The organism is Kitasatospora sp. NPDC127035 (assembly GCF_042726075.1).
Lineage (GTDB): Bacteria > Actinomycetota > Actinomycetes > Streptomycetales > Streptomycetaceae > Kitasatospora.
Genome location: NZ_JBHXDN010000076.1, coordinates 14,228 through 30,612, shown reverse-complemented (window position 1 = coordinate 30,612; position 16,385 = coordinate 14,228). Strand labels below are relative to the sequence as shown.

The following is a 16,385-nucleotide window of genomic DNA, read 5'->3' as shown; positions in this document are numbered from 1 at the left end:
GGGGGTCACGCCCCTGCCTTGGTGAGGGCGACGCTGTCGCCGGTGGGCTGCGCCGGGATGGCGGCCTCGTGGAACTCCAGCTGGCGGCGCCGGTTGGGGATGAGGCCTTCGGGGCGGACGCGCATCAGGACGATGAGGGCGATACCGAAGGCGAGCAGCTGGTAGTCCGCGAGGAATTCGAGCTTCTTGGGGATCAGGAAGAGGAGGGTGGCGCCGGCGAGGGGTCCGCTGATGGTGCCCATGCCGCCGAGGATGACGGCGGCGAGCAGGAAGGCGGAGTTGGGCGGCAGGGCCTCGGCGAAGGTGTACTGGTCGGGGGTGACGGTGTAGCTGACGTGGGCCTGGACGGTGCCGGCGAGGCCGGCGAGGCAGGCGCCGAGGGCGAAGGCGAGGAGCTTGAGGCGGAAGCCGTTGATGCCCATGGCCTCGGCGGCGGTCTCGTCCTCGCGGATGGCGACCCAGGCGCGGCCGATGCGGGAGTTGCCGACGCGGGCGAAGACGAGGACGACCACGGCGGTGACGACGAGCATCAGCAGGTAGTAGTTGGAGAACCGGCCGAGTTCGACGCCGAAGACGGTGGTGGGCTTGCCGAGGTTCCAGCCGAAGATCTCCAGGTCGGGGATCCGCGGGATGCCGTTGGAGCCGTTGGTGACCTTGGGGCCGGTGGTGCCGTTCAGGTTGAGCATGGTGATGCGGAAGATCTCGCCGAAGCCGAGCGTCACGATGGCGAGGTAGTCGCCGCGCAGTCGCAGGGTGGGGGCGCCGATGATGACGCCGAAGATCATCGACACGACGGCGCCGGTGAGCATCGCGGCCCAGAAGGGGAACTGGACCTGGATCGGCGAGGCAGGGGAGCCGGAGACCAGGGCGGCGGCGTAGGCGCCGACGCCGAGGAAGGCGACGTACCCGAGGTCGAGCAGGCCGGCGAGGCCGACGACGATGTTGAGGCCGAGGGCGACGGTGGCGAAGATCAGGATGTTGGTGGCGACCGAGGTGTACTGGTCGCTGGTCTGAGTGAACGGGAAGCTGGCGGCGGCGGCGAACGCGGCGCCGGTGGTGACGGTCCGGTACTTGACGGTGAGGGCGCGTACGCGGATCAGCAGACCGGCCTTGCCGAGTGCGGCGGCGACGGAGGCCGCGAGCAGCAGGTAGGCGGTGAAGAGTTCGCCGTACTCGGTGTCGATGCCGAAGGTGATGGCGAAGAGGCCGACCGCGAAGGCGACGACGATCAGCGCGACCTCGACCCAGGAGGGGAGGGTGCGGGCCTTGGGGAGGGGGCGCTGGACGGTGCCGATCCGCAGCCAGGAGTTGGCGAGGTGCCCGACCTGGACGAGGAGGGCGGCGCCGGTGGCGATGACGACGGCGCCGGCCAGGGCGGTGAGGACCGGCGCGACGGGCTTGTCCTCGGGGACGGCGTGGGTGGCGAACCAGAGGACCGGGGCGACGGGGAGGAGCAGGAAGAGCCGCCGGTCGAGGACGCGCAGCGGGACCCGGGTGCGCCGGTCGAGGGGCAGGCCGAGGGTGCCGGCGAGGGCGAGCAGCGAGCCGAGGGCGGCGGTCCAGGCGCCGGGTTCGAGGTTGGCGAGGCCGCCGAGGTCGGTGGCGATCGCGATGACCGAGAACCAGCTGACGGCGAGCGCGCCGGTGGCTGCGAGCAGGACGGCGTTGTGGCTGCCGGTGGGGGCGGCCCAGCGCAGGCCGGGGGTGCCGTGGGTGGCGAGCAGCAGGACGAGGGTCAGCAGGCCGCCGATGAGGGCGAGCCACTGGAGGCCGGCGGGGGAGCCGTAGTAGGTGAGGTCGCCGGGGAAGTCGGAGGTCCAGGTCCAGGACATCAGGGCGGACGCGACGGTGGCGGTGGCGCCGATGCCGGTGAGGAGGGCTGCGGTGCGGCCGGGGAGGCTGATGACCGGCGTGGTCTCGGTGCTGGTGGTCATGGTGCTCACGCCCTGTCCGCGACGCGCTCGCCGAGCAGACCCTGGGGCCGGACGAGCAGGACGACGATGAGGAGTACGAAGGCCCAGACGTCCTTCCAGGCGCCGCCTCCGAAGAGGTCCATGCCGGGCAGGTGCTGGATGTAGCCGGTGGCGAGGGCTTCGGCGAGGCCGAGGGCGACGCCGCCGAGCATGGCGCCGTAGATGTTGCCGATGCCGCCGAGGACGGCGGCGGTGAAGGCCTTGAGGCCGAGGATGAAGCCCATCCGGAAGTCGACCTGGCCGCTGCGCAGGCCGTAGGCGACGGCGGCGACGGCGGCGAAGGCGGCGCCGATGGCGAAGGCGAGGACGATGATCCGGTCGGTGTCGATGCCCATGAGCTTGGCGGTGTCGGGGTCCTGGCTGGTGGCCTGCATGGCGCGGCCGGAGCGGGTCCGGGTCACGAACCAGCCGAGGGCGAGCATGCAGAGCGGCGCGGCGATGAGCAGGAAGAGGTCACTGCGCTGGATCGCGACGGAGCCGATCTCGAAGGGGTCGCCGGGGATCTTCGGGAAGACGCGGGCCTTCTTGGCGTCGGGGTAGAACGAGAAGACCAGCTGCTGGAGCAGGATGGAGAGGCCGATCGCCGTGATGAGCGGGGCGAGCCTGGGCGCGGTGCGCAGCGGCCGGTAGGCGAAGCGCTCGGCGGCGACGGCGGTGAGGGTGGAGACCAGGATGCCGGCGATCAGCATCAGCGGTAGGGCCAGCCACAGGGTGGTGCCGCCGGGGAGGGCGAGGTAGGCGGTCAGGGCGCCGAAGCCGCCGACCATGACGATCTCGCCGTGGGCGAAGTTGATGAGCTGGACGATGCCGTAGACCATCGTGTAGCCGATCGCGACGAGTCCGTAGAGGGCGCCGAGGATCAGGCCGTTGGCCAGCTGCTGCGGTAGGTCGTGCACCGCTGGGCCTCCGTTGTGCGTGTGGGGTGTCCGCGTGGGTGGTGGATGTGGGTGCGCGCGGGGGCACTGGTGGCGCCCCCGCGCGGGGTAACTCCGACGTGCTGTGCTGGTGCTGACGTCAGGTCAGCGTGAGGTGCTCAGCCGCTGAAGGTGCCGGTCTTCTCCACGGCCCACTTGCCGTCCTTGACGGTGTAGACGGTGAGCTGCTTGTTGGTGGTGTCGCCGTACTCGTCGAAGGACACCTTGCCGGTGACGCCTTCGAAGGAGACCTTCTGGACGGCTTCGACGACCTTGGCCCGGGCGCCGTCGGGGAGCTTGCCGTTGTTGGCGGCGGCGACGGCCTTGACGCCCTGGATGATGGCCCAGGCGCTGTCGTAGGAGTAGCCGCCGTAGGTCTCGTAGGCGTCCTTGTAGCCGGCGCTCTTGTAGTCCGCGATGAACTTGGCGGCGGTGGGGAGCGACTCGACGGGCAGGCCGACGGCGGTGGCGAGGTCGCTCTGGCTCTTGGGGTTGAGCTTGATGAAGTCGCCGCTCTGGATGCCGTCGCCGCCCATGAGCGGGATGTTGACGCCGGCGTCCTTGAGCTGGAGGGAGAGCGGGCCTGCGGCGGGGTACTCGCCGCCGTAGTAGACGGCTTCGGCGCCGGAGGACTTGACCTTGGTGACGACGGCGGCGAAGTCGCGGTCGTCGGGGTTGACGTGCTCCTCGTTGACGATGGTGCCGCCGTTCTTGATGAACTGGGCCTTGAAGGTGGCGGCGAGGCCGGCGCCGTAGGTCTTCTGGTCGTCGATGAGGAAGACCTTGGTCTTCTTGGCGTCCTTGGCCAGGTAGTCGGCGGCGAAGGGCCCCTGGACGGCGTCGGTGGTGGCGGTGCGGAAGTAGGACTTGAAGGGGCGTGCCTTGACGCCGCTCGCCCACTTCTCGCCCTGGCTGAGGGCGACGCCGGTGTTGGCGGGTGAGATCTGGACGAGGTTGGCGTCGTTGAAGATCTGCTGCATCGACTGGGCGACGCTGGAGTTGAGCGGGCCGACGACGCCGAGGACGTCCTTGTCGGCGACCAGCTGGGTGGCGTTCTGCTGGCCGGGTGCGGGCTTGCCGGTGTCGTCCAGGGCCTTGATCTGGAACTTGACGCCGGGGACCTCGTTCTTCTCGTTGGCCTGCTTGACCGCGAGCTCGACGGAGTTGCGGATGCCGAGGCCGAGGGCGGAGAGGTCGCCGGTGAGCGGGGCGTCGATGCCGATGGTGACGGTGGTGCCGCCCCCGGCGCTGCCGCTGTCGCCGGACTTCTTGTCGTCGCGGGAGCCGCACGCGGTGAGGCTCAGGGCGCCGATCACGGCAATGCTCACGACAACTGCTGAACGATGACGCACGGGGGGTCCCCTTCGGTTCAGGAGGGCGCCGCGCCTGTGTGGCGGGAGCCTGGATGCGCGGTGGGCCTGGCCCAATCCGGTGGCGCGGTGACTGGCCGTGACTCTAGATGCCCTTGGGCGGCTCGGGCAGTGGTGCGGCCAGGCTGTGATTCTCTTGTTATGAGCACACGGAGAAGCCGTCTCAGCATGTGGTCGTTTCGGCTCGACCGGCCCGGCTGTCCCGGGGGCTCCGCTCCCAACTTCCCTCATGTAAGGCGCAGAAGTGCAGGTGACTCCTGGACTCTCCGATAATCGGACATGAGTGTTCGCGGTATTGGGGTCGGGCGTGCACGTCCGAATAACGGACGGTGTGCGGGGTGGCGAGGTGATTTCGAGTGGATCCGCCCCCCGGAGTCCGCCAAATAGTAGGATTTCCTACCTGTTACGCAGTGTTACATCTTTGAAAGTTCGTGAACACGTCACCGCCCCCTTGTCTGGACCAACGACTTCCCAGGGCTGTCGAAGGTCAAACAAGGGGGCGGGCAAGGGATTTGATGATCAGTCGGCCCTGCCGGCCCCTCGTCGGAGGGGTCGGCGGGGCGAACGCGGGTCAGAGATCGCGGAGCATGCAGGTCAGGCGGCAGCTGGTGATCCGCTTGCCGGTGTCATCGGTGATCGCGATCTCGTAGGTGGCGGCGGTGCGGCCCTTGAAGACCGCCGTGGCCACCCCGGTGACCAGCCCGGAGGTGGCGGAGCGGTGGTGGGTGGCGTTCAGGTCCACGCCCACCGCGTACCGGCCCGGGCCGGCGTGCAGCATCGCGCCGACCGAGCCCAGGGTCTCGGCGAGCGCCGCCGAGGCCCCGCCGTGCAGCAGGCCGTAGGGCTGCTGGTTGCCCTCGACCGGCATGGTGCCGACGACCCGGTCGCCCGAGGCCTCGACGATCCGGAGGCCCAGCTTCTCGCCGAGGCTCCCGCCGGAGAAGGTCGCCGGGTCCACGCCGAGCTTCGCGAAGTGGTCCAGCACCTCCTGCGGGATGTGGAGGACGGGGGCCGCGTCGGTGGCTTCGGGGGCCGCGTCGGTCATGGGGGAGCTCCTGCCGCTCGGGGGGTCGCGTCGTCGTGCTGCCTGTGATCGTACGACCGTCCTACTCGGCGGTAGTGGCGGTGGCGGAGGAGGCGTGCGTGGCGGGCGCGGCGGGAGGGGCCGCCCCCCTCGGGCGTGCCCCTTTTGTCGGTGCCGGGCCATAGGATCGGTGGCCGGTAGTGGAATCGGCAGGAACGGACGTTGACGTGGCTACGCAGAGTACGGACAAGGGCGCGGCGGGTGGCGGAGCCGGGTCGAGGCCCCGCCTGATGCTGCTCGACGGGCACTCCATGGCCTACCGGGCGTTCTACGCACTGCCCGTGGAGAACTTCAACACCTCCACCGGCCAGCCGACCAACGCGGTGTACGGCTTCGCCTCGATGCTCGCCAACACCGTCCGTGACGAGCGGCCGACCCACCTCGCGGTGGCCTTCGACCTCTCCCGCCAGACCTTCCGCTCGGAGGCGTTCCCCGACTACAAGGCCAACCGGGCCAAGACCCCGGACGAGTTCCGCAGCCAGATCGGCCTGATCGGCGAACTGCTCGACGCGATGCACGTCCCGCGGATGACCGTCGAGGGCTTCGAGGCCGACGACATCATCGCCACCCTGGCCACCGCCGCCGAGGCGGCCGGCTTCGACGTCGACATCGTCACCGGCGACCGCGACTCCCTCCAGCTGGTCACCGAGCACGTCACCGTCCTCTACCCGACCAAGGGCGTCTCCGAACTCACCCGCTACACCCCGGAGAAGGTCGCCGAGAAGTACGGCGTCACCCCCCGCCAGTACCCGGACCTCGCCGCCCTGCGCGGCGACCCGTCCGACAACCTGCCCGGCATCCCCGGCGTCGGCGAGAAGACCGCCGCCAAGTGGGTCAACCAGTTCGGCTCCTTCGACGAACTGGTCTCCCGGGCCGACGAGGTGAAGGGCAAGATCGGCGAGAAGCTGCGCGAGCACCTCGACTCGGTCAAGCGCAACCGGGTCCTCACCGAGCTGGTCCGCGACGTCGAACTCCCCCTCGGCGTCACCGACCTGGAGCGCACGCCGTTCGACAAGGCGGCCGTCACGACCCTGATGGAGTCGCTGGAGTTCCGCAACGCCAACTTCCGCGACCGCGTCCTCGGCATCGACCCGTCCGGCGCCGAGGCGGAGGCCGAGACCGAACTCGCCCCCGGCGTCGAGGTCGACGGCGAACTCCTCACCGACCCCGGCACGCTCGCCGCCTGGCTCGGGGAGCACGCCGCGGGCAAGACGCCGGTCGCGCTCGCCGCCGTCTACCAGTGGGCGCTCGGCAGCGGCGAGGTCACCGAGATCGCGCTCGCCGTCGGCGAGACGGCCGCCTGGTTCGACCCGGCGCTGCTCGCCGAGGAGGACGAGCGCGCCTTCGCCGCCTGGCTGGCCGACCCGGCCGCCCCCAAGGCGCTGCACATCGCCAAGCAGGTCATGCGGGCCTTCGCCGAGCGCGGCTGGCGGATCGAGGGGGTCCACGCCGACACCGCCCTCGCCGCCTACCTGGAGAAGCCCGGCCGCCGCACCTTCACCCTCGACGTGCTCGCCGAGGAGTACCTGGCCCGCTCGCTCGCCCCGGCCCCCGCCGCGGAGTCCGGCCAGCTCGCCTTCGACGCCCCCGAGGAGGACCCGACCGCGGGCGCCCAGGCGCTGATGCTCCAGGCCCGCGCCGTGCTCGACCTCGCCGCGCTCTTCGACACCCGCCTCACCGAGGTCGGCGCCACCGGGCTGCTGCGCGACATGGAGCTGCCGATCGCCGCCCTGCTCGCCCGGATGGAGCGCACCGGCATCGCCGCCGACCGCCCCTGGCTCACCGGCCTGGAGTCGCAGTTCGCCGCCGAGATCCAGCGCGTCGTCGAGGAGGCCCACGCCGCCGCCGGCCGCGAGTTCAACCTCGGCTCGCCCAAGCAGCTCCAGGAGATCCTCTTCGGCGAGCTCGCCCTCCCCAAGACCAAGAAGATCAAGACCGGCTACACCACCGACGCCGACGCGCTCACCTGGCTCGCCACCCAGACCGACAACGAGCTGCCGGTCATCCTGCTGCGCCACCGCGACCAGGCCAAGCTGCGCACCACCGTCGAGGGCCTGCTCAAGACGGTCTCCCCGGCCGGCCGCATCCACACCACCTTCAACCAGATGGTCGCCGCCACCGGCCGGCTGTCCTCGCAGGACCCGAACCTGCAGAACATCCCGGTCCGCACCGAGGAGGGCCGGATGATCCGCCGCGCCTTCGTCGTCGGCGAGGGCTACGAGGCGCTGCTCACCGCCGACTACTCGCAGATCGAACTGCGGATCATGGCCCACCTCTCGGAGGACGACGCCCTGATCGAGGCCTTCGCGACCGGCGAGGACCTCCACACCACCGTCGCCTCCCAGGTCTTCGAGGTGCCGGGCACCGCCGTCGACGCCGAGATGCGCCGCAAGATCAAGGCGATGTCCTACGGCCTCGCCTACGGCCTCTCCGCGTACGGGCTCTCCCAGCAGCTCGGCATCAAGCCCGCCGAGGCGCAGGGCCTGATGGACACCTACTTCGAGCGCTTCGGCGGCGTGCGGGACTACCTGCGCCGGGTCGTCGACGAGGCCCGCGCCACCGGCTACACCGAGACCCTGCTCGGCCGTCGCCGCTACCTGCCGGACCTCAACAGCGACAACCGCCAGCGCCGCGAGATGGCCGAGCGGATGGCCCTCAACGCCCCGATCCAGGGCTCGGCCGCCGACATCGTCAAGATCGCCATGCTGCGGGTCGACGAGGCGCTGACCGCCGCCGCCCTCGACTCCCGGATGCTGCTCCAGGTGCACGACGAAATCGTGCTGGAGCTCGCTCCCGGCGAGCGCGAGCAGGTCGAGGCGATCGTCCGCGAGCAGATGGCGGGCGCCTACCCGCTGCGCGCGCCGCTCGACGTCTCGGTCGGCGTCGGTGCCGACTGGGAGGCCGCCGCGCACTGACGCCCGACGGGAGCCCCTCCCGGGCGGCGGCCGACGGACCGCCGCCGCCCGGGGGCCTTCTGCGGCCCGCACCGCCGCCCTGCGCCGGGGGCGTGACGGAGCGGGTGACCGTCGAACAGCTCGGGGAACTGCTCGCGCCCGCCGGTCTGGCGGTCGAGCTCCGGACCGACCGGTACGTCCGGACGCGCGGGGGCGGCCCGCCGGTCCTCGTGCCCGATCCGCCCGCCGACCGGCCCGCGGGGTAGGCCGGCCCGGTGGTGCGGAGGGTCTTCCCGGCGCCCCGCCCCGCTCCTACGCTGAGGCGGTGAAGAACCGGGCACCGATTCCGCGCCTCACCGCGACGCCCGGCGCCGCAGTGCTGACGGTCCGTCCGGGCGGCGGGCGGTGGTCTCTCGCCGGGTGGATCGTGCTCTCCCGCGCGGTACTCGGACTCGGCCTGCACTTCACCTGGTTCGCCGCCTACGTTCCGCTGATCCTCGTGCTCCGGTTCCTGGTCAAGCTCGACCCCGTCGTCACCCTGTGCGTCGTCTGCGGCGTCTACGTCCTGTGCTCCCTGCGGGGAGGGGTGCGGGAGATGAGGGAATCGTTGCGCCGCTTCCACGGGGTGGAGTTCAGCCCGCCCGACGCCCCTGAGCGGTTCCGGTTCGTCCGGGCCGCGCCGGGCGGGCGGTGGCGGCCGGTGTCGGACCTCCGGCACGTGAGGATCCTGCACCTGGTCGCCGCTCCGGAGGACGGCCGGCCGGCGCCGGTGGACAGCGTCTGGGCGGTGTCGGTGCGGGTGAACGGCGCCCCCTGGTCGGCGCTGTGCGACGGCCGTGGCGACCCCGGGGCCGCCGCGGAGGCGCTGGTGCGGCTACTGGAACCCGTCGGGGTGCCCGTGGAGTTCGTGGCCGAATGCCGTCCGAAGCGTCCACAGCGCCGCCGTCCTGCGGCAGCCGTCCGCCCGCCCGCCGGTGCAGGGACCGCCGGTGCGGTGCCCGCCGGTGCGGTGCCCGCCGACGCGGTGCCTGCCGATGCGGGGCCCGCCGACGCGGTGCCGGAGGGCCGGTCCTGAGGGTCCGTCCGCAGCCCCGCCGCCCCGGCGCCCGCCGTTGACGGCGGCGCCCGAGCCCGGGGATCTGTCGGGATCCGCCGGGATCCACCCGGCGAGCACTGTGCACGCCGGGACTTGATGCCGCGTCAGGAAAGCTCTTCACTTGTCATGGCGCCGACGCGCTCGATGCGGCACGGCGCCGTCCCACCGCTCTGACACTCCGACGCCTCACCCGACGAGTCTGGAGATCCCCTCATGCCCCAGCCCCGCATGCGGCGCGCCGTCGTGGCGCTCGCGGCCCTGCCCCTGCTCGCGCTCGGCGCGGGTCAGGCCGTGGCCGCCCCCGCCCCTGTTCCGGCCTCCGCCCCCACCGCACCCGCACCCGCGTCCGCCACCCGGGTGTCCGCGATCGAGGACGAGGTCGCCCGCACCCTGGCCACCTCCCTCACCGACGCCGCACTGCGCGAGCGGCTGCGGTCCGCGACCGCGACCGCCCCGGGCGGCGCCGCCGAGCTCGGCCCGCTGGCCGCCGCCGCCCAGGGCCCCGCCGCCCGCGGGCTCGCGGCCACCGCCGCGCAGGCGGACCGCGCCATCGCCACGGCCAAGGGCCTCGGCGCCGGCCTCGGCCCGCTGCTGCGGGTCCAGTTGGCCGATCCGTCGATGCGGGCCGCCCTGGACGCGGGGGCGGCGCCGCTGGTGGCCACCGCCGTCGCCGACGACCACGCCCGCACCGTCCGCGCCTACGACGCCGCCGGCCGCCTGCACGTCCTCGACGCCGCGACGGTGCCCGGGCAGCCGGTCTACCTGGTCGACATCGACACGGCCAGGACGCTGGCCGCCGGGATCGCCGTCCTCCAGCGGGAGTTCGGCGCGCTCGGTCTCGGGACCGCCGGTCCGGGCGCAGCGGCTCCCGGTGCGGTGGCTCCCGGGGCGGCCGTTCCGGCCGTTCCGGCCTCGGCGCAGGCCGCCGGTGGCTGGTGGGCCACCAAGATCAGTGGCATCGAGGTGTCCGACGACGAGGAGCCCTGGTTCAAGGGCGCCGCCGAGATGTTCAGCCTGGTGACCGGCTTCGGCCAGGACGGCAAGGTCAAGGTCGACTCGGTCGCGATGCCGTACCTCCAGTACGACGGCACGGTGTACTACCCGAACCAGATCCTGGTGAACTGGTCGTCCTACAAGTACAACCTGGCCGATGTCGTCCTGATGGAGGACGACGGTGACACCAACTACCTGGCGCTCGCCCAGGCGATCGCCGCCGTCCTGCTCACCATCGCCGACCAGGGCGCCTACATCCCGCTGGTCAACGCCGTCCTGGCGGCGTTGCCCGGTTCCTGGTGGACCGACGACCCGGACTACGTGGAGTCCTGGTACACCCTCGCCCGGGCTTCGTCGGGCCGCCTCAACGGGGCGCGCGGCAACGGCTGGATGACCGTCGAGCCGTACTTCGTCCAGCAGTCCTGACCCGGCCGCGGCGGACGGCCGTCCGTGGGGGTGCGTCCCCGCGGGCGGCCGTCCGGTGCGCGTGGTGCGTCCGGTGCCACCGCCCGCCGCGCGCGGCACACCGGACGGGCGACGCACCCGGACGTGTGGCGCACCGACCGGCTCAGCGCCGGGCGTTGGTGCGCCCGGTCGGTTCGGCCGTGGTCGGGTCCTCCGGCCAGGGGTGGCGGGGGTAGCGGCCGCGCAGGTCGGCGCGGACGGCGCGGTAGCCGTCGCGCCAGAAGGTGGCGAGGTCCCCGGTGACGGCGGCCGGGCGTCCGGCGGGGGAGAGCAGGTGGACGGTGAGCGGTACGCGTCCGCCGGCCAGCGCCGGGGCCGCCGCCCAGCCGAAGAGTTCCTGCAACTTGACCGCCAGCACCGGGCGTTCGCCGCTGTAGTCGACCCGGATCCGGGAGCCGGACGGGACGGTGATCCGTTCCGGCGCCAGCTCGTCCAGCCGCCCGGCCGCGCCGCTCGCCCAGGGCAGGAGGCGTTGCAGGGCGGCGGCGGTGTCGATCCGGGCGAGGTCGGAACGCCGCCGGGCGCGGGAGAGTTCGGGCTCCAGCCACTCCTCGGCGGCGGCCAGCAGCGCCTCGTCGGAGACGTCCGGCCAGGGTTCGCCGAGCGCGGTGTGCAGGAACGCCAGCCGCTCGCGCAGTCCGGCCGCTCCGGCGGGCCAGCCGAGCAGGGCGCCGACGCCCTCGCGGGACAGTCCTTCCAGCAACGCGGTCCGCACCAGCGCCGGCGCGGGTCGGCCGAGGGGCTCGGCGGCGAGTTCGACGGCGCCCAGTGACTCCACCCGCCGGGCGGTCACCTCCCGGCGCCTGACGTCCCAGTGCACCTCCTCGCGGGAGGCGAGCAGGGGCGCGCCGGCCAGCCTGGCGGTCCCCTCGTCGAGCGCGGCGGCGTGCAGGACCCGCGCGGACGGTGAGCCGGCCGGGCGGTCGGCGGCGGCCACGGCCAGCCACGGGACGCCGCCCAGTGCCGTGCCGGGGGCGAGTTCGGCGGCGGTGCCGGAGGCCATCAGGTAGGGGCTGCGGGTTCCGGGTTCGGGCTTCTCGACCCGGGCCCGGGCGATCCGTTCGGGGAAGGCCAGGGCCACCACCAGCCCGGTGGCGGCCGCGTCGGGGAGGGACGAGCCCGGCGTGCCCGGCGTGCCCGGCGGGTTCTGCGGGCTCCCGGCGCCCGCGCCGTCGCCGCCGGTCCCGCGGCGCAGGCGGCGGACCTCCTCGCGCCAGCGGCCGGCGTAGGGGTCCCGGCCGCCGCGGACGGTGCGCAGGACGGCGCCGAGGTCGTCGCCGAGGGGGCGGGGCGGTTCCTCGGAGAGCAGGGCGACCACCTCGGCGGCCCGGTCGGCGCCGACCAGCGGGGCGCCGTCGACGAGCGCGCGGGCGAGCCGGGGGTGCAGGCCGGTGCGGGCGAGCCGGACGCCGCGCGGGGTCGCGCGGCCGTCGGCGTCGACCGCGCCGAGGGCCTGCAGGGTCTGCCGGGCGGCGGCCATCGCCCCGGCGGGCGGGGCGTCGGGCAGGGCGAGCCCGGTGGCGTCCGGATCGCCCCAGCAGGCGGCCTGGAGGGCGAACGGGGTGAGGTCGGCGAGGGCGATCTCGGGGGTGGGGAAGCGTGCGGCGAGGGCGTCCTCGGCCTCGGCCCAGCAGCGGTAGACGGTGCCGGGGGCCTCGCGGCCGGCGCGGCCGGCGCGCTGGCGGGCGGCGGCGAGCGAGGCGCGGACGGTGACCAGGGCGGCGAGCCCGCGCGCGTGGTCGGTGCGCGGTTCGCGGGCCAGCCCGGCGTCCACCACGATCCGCACGCCGGGCACGGTGAGGGAGGACTCGGCGACGGCGGTGGCGAGCACGACCCGGCGCCGGTCGCCGGCGGCCAGCGCCGCGTCCTGCACGGGCTGCGGGGCGCGGCCGTGGAGTTGGAGCACCTCGGCGGGCGCGCCGTCGAGCAGCCCGGCGACCCGGGCGATCTCGCCGACGCCGGGCAGGAAGCAGAGCACGTCGCCGTCCTTCTCGGCGAGTGCGCGGCGGACGGTGGCGGCGACGTGGTCGAGCAGCGCGAAGTCGACCCGGGTGCCGTGGGCGGGGCGGACGGCCCGTGGGGGCGGGGCCCAGACCGTCTCGACGGGGTGCGAGACGCCGTGCGCCTCGACGACGGGGGCGTCGTCCAGCAGCCGGGCCCAGGCCCCGGTGTCGGAGGTCGCGGAGGCGCAGACGATCCGCAGCTCGGGGCGGAGCGCGGCCCGGACGTCGAGCAGGAAGGCGAGCGCGGTGTCGGCGTCGAGGTGGCGTTCGTGGCACTCGTCGAGGACGACGACGTCGACGCCGGGCAGTTCCTGGTCGCGTTGGAGCCGCTGGAGCAGCACGCCGGTGGTGACCACCTCGACCACCGTCCGGGGGCCGACCCGGCGGTCGCCGCGCACGGTGTACCCGACGGTCTCGCCGACGGCGGAACCGAGCAGCCAGGCCATCCGGCGGGCGGCGGCCCGGACGGCGAGCCGTCGCGGTTCGGCGACCAGGACCCGGCGGGCGGGCGGTGCGGCGGCCTCGCCGGTGTCGACGAGCCCGGCGAGGGCGAGCGGCACCAGGGTGGTCTTGCCGGTGCCGGGCGGGGCGGCGAGCACCGCGGCGCCGTGGCCGTCGAGGGCGCGGTGGAGGGAGGGCAGGGCGGTACGGACGGGCAGTTCGCGCCAGGCGGGGTTCATCGGCCGCGCGGTCCCGGTCAGCCGCGCTCGGCGACGAAGATCGCCGTGCCGGGGATCAGCCGTCCGCGCAGCGGCGACCAGCCGCCCCACTCCTGCTCGTGCGCGTCCGGCCACTCCGGCTCGACCAGGTCGAGCAGCCGGAAACCGGCGGCGACCAGTTCGCGGACCCGGTCGCCGAGCGTGCGGTGGTGCTCGACGTAGGTGGCGCGGCCCTGCTCGTCCTGTTCGACGTACGGGGTGCGGTCGAAGTACGGGGAGACGGCGGTCAGGCCCTCGACGCCGGGCTCGTCGGGGAAGGCCCAGCGGATCGGGTGGGTCACCGAGAAGACCCAGCGGCCGCCGGGCCGGAGCACCCGGTGGACCTCGCGCATCAGGGCGGCGGTGTCGGCGCTGAACGGGACGGCGCCGTAGGCGGAGCAGGCGAGGTCGAAGGAGGCGTCGGCGAACGGCAGGACGGCGGCGTCGGCCTGGACGACGGGGACCGGCGCGGTGCCGCGGGAGAGGTCGATCCGCAGCGAGTGCTGGAGCTGGCGGTACGAGATGTCGAGGGCGACGGGGCGGGCGCCGCGGCCGGCCAGCCAGCGTGAGCACTGGGCGGCGCCGGCGCCGAGTTCCAGGACGGTGCGGCCGGCCACGTCGCCGAGCAGGCGGGCGTCCGCCTCGTCCAGGCCCTCGGGGCACCAGGTGAACCGGTCGTCGCCGAGGAACGCGCCGTGCTCGTCCTGGTACTCGTCGGCGTTGCGGTCCCACCAGTGCCGGCTGGCCCGGCTGCTCTCGCCGGTGCCGGCGGAGCGCCTTACCGCGTCGTCGCCGTCCTCGTCAAGATCGTCCGCGTCGGAGTGGGCGCCGGGGCCGGCGGGGTCGTCGAGGTCGTGGAGACCGTCCGGGCCGGGTCCGGCGGCGTGGCGGACGGGCTCGGGCAGCTCGGGGCGGGGGGTGGCGGTCACGGTGACAAGGCCCATCGCGTAGGGTGTGATTCTGCGGAAGCGCCGCTGCCGCGAACCGGCCCGTAAGGGTCTGGGTCCCGGCGGTGGCATCCGGGGAAGGACTCCCTGCGGCCGCCACCCATGAGGTGCGCAATCGGAGGATATGGCCTGTTCCGTGCCGGGCTCCACCGTCTTGACGCCCTTGGCGTTGACCGTGCCTGGCCGTCCCCGTATGCTACAAGTTGCGCTGCGGGCCTGCGCGCCTCAGACGGAGCAGGTCGCGCTCGCATCTGTCGAAGACCCCACGGTCGCAAGACGGACGCCGATCTCCCGTTCTCGGGTTTTCCGGTGCGCCGTGTTCTTGGCTGTCCGGCTTTCGGTGGGAGCGATACGGGCCCTCCGCGTGGCATTACCTACGACTTTCATGTCCGCACCGGAGCCCTTTTCCTAATGACGAGCCCCACCGACTCCTCCCTCAGCACCACCCCGCAGGTCGCGCTCAACGACATCGGCGACGCCGAGGCGTTCCTGGCCGCGATCGACGAGACCATCAAGTACTTCAACGATGGCGACATCGTCGAGGGCGTCATCGTGAAGGTCGACCGTGACGAGGTCCTCCTCGACATCGGTTACAAGACCGAGGGCGTCATCCCGTCCCGCGAGCTGTCGATCAAGCACGACGTCGACCCGCACGAGGTCGTCGCCGTCGGCGACAACATCGAGGCCCTGGTTCTCCAGAAGGAGGACAAGGAGGGTCGTCTCATCCTGTCCAAGAAGCGCGCTCAGTACGAGCGCGCCTGGGGCACGATCGAGAAGATCAAGGAAGAGGACGGGATCGTCACCGGTACCGTCATCGAGGTCGTCAAGGGTGGTCTCATCCTCGACATCGGCCTCCGCGGCTTCCTCCCCGCCTCGCTCGTCGAGATGCGCCGCGTCCGCGACCTCCAGCCCTACGTGGGCAAGGAGCTCGAGGCCAAGATCATCGAGCTGGACAAGAACCGCAACAACGTGGTCCTGTCCCGCCGTGCCTGGCTGGAGCAGACCCAGAGCGAGGTCCGCCAGACCTTCCTCACCACCCTGCAGAAGGGCCAGGTGCGCTCCGGCGTCGTCTCCTCGATCGTCAACTTCGGTGCCTTCGTGGACCTGGGTGGCGTCGACGGCCTGGTCCACGTCTCCGAGCTGTCCTGGAAGCACATCGACCACCCGTCCGAGGTCGTCGAGGTCGGCCAGGAGGTCACCGTCGAGGTTCTCGACGTGGACATGGACCGCGAGCGCGTCTCCCTGTCGCTGAAGGCGACCCAGGAGGACCCGTGGCAGCAGTTCGCCCGTACCCACCAGATCGGCCAGGTCGTTCCGGGTAAGGTCACGAAGCTGGTTCCGTTCGGTGCGTTCGTCCGCGTGGACGAGGGCATCGAGGGCCTGGTCCACATCTCCGAGCTGGCCGAGCGCCACGTGGAGATCCCGGAGCAGGTCGTCCAGGTCGGCGACGAGATCTTCGTCAAGGTCATCGACATCGACCTGGAGCGTCGTCGCATCAGCCTGTCGCTCAAGCAGGCCAACGAGGCGCTGGGTGCCAACCCGGCCGAGGTCGAGTTCGACCCGACCCTGTACGGCATGGCCGCCTCGTACGACGACCAGGGCAACTACATCTACCCGGAGGGCTTCGACCCCGAGGCGAACGACTGGCTGTCCGGCTTCGAGAAGCAGCGCGAGGAGTGGGAGCGGCAGTACGCCGAGGCCCAGACCCGCTTCGAGCAGCACCAGGCCCAGGTCATCAAGAGCCGCGAGGCCGACGCGGAGGCCGCTGCCGAGGGTGGCGACGCCGTCGCCGCTGCGGCCGGTGGCTCCTACTCGTCCAGCAGCGACGAGGGCTCCGGCGCTCTCGCCTCGGACGAGGCCCTGGCCGCCCTGCGCGAGAAGCTGGCCGGCGGCCAGAGCTGAAGCTCTGATCCTGCCGCTGGTTCTCACTAGCGCATAGCGTCACCGA

The 16,385-nt window shown here is 72.9% G+C and carries 11 protein-coding genes; 5 read left to right on the top strand and 6 right to left on the bottom strand.

What is annotated here, in order from left to right; translation table 11 throughout:
* Positions 1–5: 5 nt before the first annotated feature.
* The 4 genes from ACFWIC_RS34795 to ACFWIC_RS34780 all read right to left on the bottom strand — a co-directional run bounded on the left by ACFWIC_RS34795 (position 6) and on the right by ACFWIC_RS34780 (position 5,302).
* The gene (locus tag ACFWIC_RS34795) at positions 6–1,934 is read right to left on the bottom strand and encodes a branched-chain amino acid ABC transporter permease (protein ID WP_355407050.1); all 1,929 of its coding nucleotides are present in this window, start codon (positions 1,932–1,934) and stop codon (positions 6–8) included.
* A gap of 5 nt (positions 1,935–1,939) precedes the next feature.
* A complete protein-coding gene (locus ACFWIC_RS34790; RefSeq protein ID WP_329879201.1) occupies positions 1,940–2,869 on the bottom strand; it encodes a branched-chain amino acid ABC transporter permease in 930 nt (309 codons plus the stop codon).
* 137 nt (positions 2,870–3,006) lie between these two features.
* Positions 3,007–4,239, bottom strand: coding sequence for a branched-chain amino acid ABC transporter substrate-binding protein (locus tag ACFWIC_RS34785; protein WP_329879200.1), 1,233 nt, complete (start codon positions 4,237–4,239; stop codon positions 3,007–3,009).
* A 589-nt stretch (positions 4,240–4,828) separates the two neighbouring features.
* Complete coding sequence (locus ACFWIC_RS34780) at positions 4,829–5,302, bottom strand: hotdog fold thioesterase (RefSeq protein WP_329879199.1); 474 nt, start codon at positions 5,300–5,302, stop codon at positions 4,829–4,831.
* Positions 5,303–5,571: 269 nt separating this feature from the next.
* Here ACFWIC_RS34780 and polA point away from each other — a divergent pair, with 269 nt between their 5' ends.
* The 4 genes from polA to ACFWIC_RS34760 all read left to right on the top strand — a co-directional run bounded on the left by polA (position 5,572) and on the right by ACFWIC_RS34760 (position 10,750).
* Complete coding sequence (gene polA, locus ACFWIC_RS34775) at positions 5,572–8,256, top strand: DNA polymerase I (protein ID WP_329952164.1); 2,685 nt, start codon at positions 5,572–5,574, stop codon at positions 8,254–8,256.
* A gap of 104 nt (positions 8,257–8,360) precedes the next feature.
* Positions 8,361–8,501: a hypothetical protein gene (locus tag ACFWIC_RS34770; protein WP_380520933.1), complete on the top strand. Its 141-nt coding sequence runs from the start codon at positions 8,361–8,363 to the stop codon at positions 8,499–8,501.
* Positions 8,502–8,560: 59 nt separating this feature from the next.
* The gene (locus ACFWIC_RS34765; protein WP_380520932.1) at positions 8,561–9,310 is read left to right on the top strand and encodes a hypothetical protein; all 750 of its coding nucleotides are present in this window, start codon (positions 8,561–8,563) and stop codon (positions 9,308–9,310) included.
* A 234-nt stretch (positions 9,311–9,544) separates the two neighbouring features.
* A complete protein-coding gene (locus tag ACFWIC_RS34760; protein WP_380520930.1) occupies positions 9,545–10,750 on the top strand; it encodes a DUF3103 family protein in 1,206 nt (401 codons plus the stop codon).
* Between the two features lie 142 nt (positions 10,751–10,892).
* On the opposite strand, the gene hrpB is transcribed toward ACFWIC_RS34760, so the two are convergent.
* Both hrpB and ACFWIC_RS34750 read right to left on the bottom strand, forming a co-directional pair.
* The gene (hrpB, locus tag ACFWIC_RS34755) at positions 10,893–13,472 is read right to left on the bottom strand and encodes an ATP-dependent helicase HrpB (RefSeq protein ID WP_380520928.1); all 2,580 of its coding nucleotides are present in this window, start codon (positions 13,470–13,472) and stop codon (positions 10,893–10,895) included.
* Between the two features lie 17 nt (positions 13,473–13,489).
* Positions 13,490–14,434 (bottom strand): class I SAM-dependent methyltransferase, encoded by a 945-nt coding sequence (locus ACFWIC_RS34750; protein ID WP_380357239.1) that lies wholly within the window; start codon positions 14,432–14,434, stop codon positions 13,490–13,492.
* A 414-nt stretch (positions 14,435–14,848) separates the two neighbouring features.
* Here ACFWIC_RS34750 and rpsA point away from each other — a divergent pair, with 414 nt between their 5' ends.
* Positions 14,849–16,339 carry a 30S ribosomal protein S1 gene (gene rpsA / locus ACFWIC_RS34745; RefSeq protein ID WP_329879195.1) on the top strand — a complete coding sequence of 497 codons (1,491 nt, stop codon included), beginning with the start codon at positions 14,849–14,851 and terminating at the stop codon, positions 16,337–16,339.
* Positions 16,340–16,385 lie beyond the last annotated feature (46 nt).

Excerpts from the sequence above, each read along its gene's own strand:
- ACFWIC_RS34750 (WP_380357239.1), bottom strand. The coding sequence starts at position 14,434 with ATGGGCCTTGTCACCGTGACCGCCACCCCCCGCCCCGAGCTGCCCGAG.
- ACFWIC_RS34760 (WP_380520930.1), top strand. The coding sequence starts at position 9,545 with ATGCCCCAGCCCCGCATGCGGCGCGCCGTCGTGGCGCTCGCGGCCCTG.
- rpsA (WP_329879195.1), top strand. The coding sequence starts at position 14,849 with ATGACGAGCCCCACCGACTCCTCCCTCAGCACCACCCCGCAGGTCGCG.
- ACFWIC_RS34795 (WP_355407050.1), bottom strand. The coding sequence starts at position 1,934 with ATGACCACCAGCACCGAGACCACGCCGGTCATCAGCCTCCCCGGCCGC.
- hrpB (WP_380520928.1), bottom strand. The coding sequence starts at position 13,472 with ATGAACCCCGCCTGGCGCGAACTGCCCGTCCGTACCGCCCTGCCCTCC.
- polA (WP_329952164.1), top strand. The coding sequence starts at position 5,572 with ATGCTGCTCGACGGGCACTCCATGGCCTACCGGGCGTTCTACGCACTG.
- ACFWIC_RS34780 (WP_329879199.1), bottom strand. The coding sequence starts at position 5,302 with ATGACCGACGCGGCCCCCGAAGCCACCGACGCGGCCCCCGTCCTCCAC.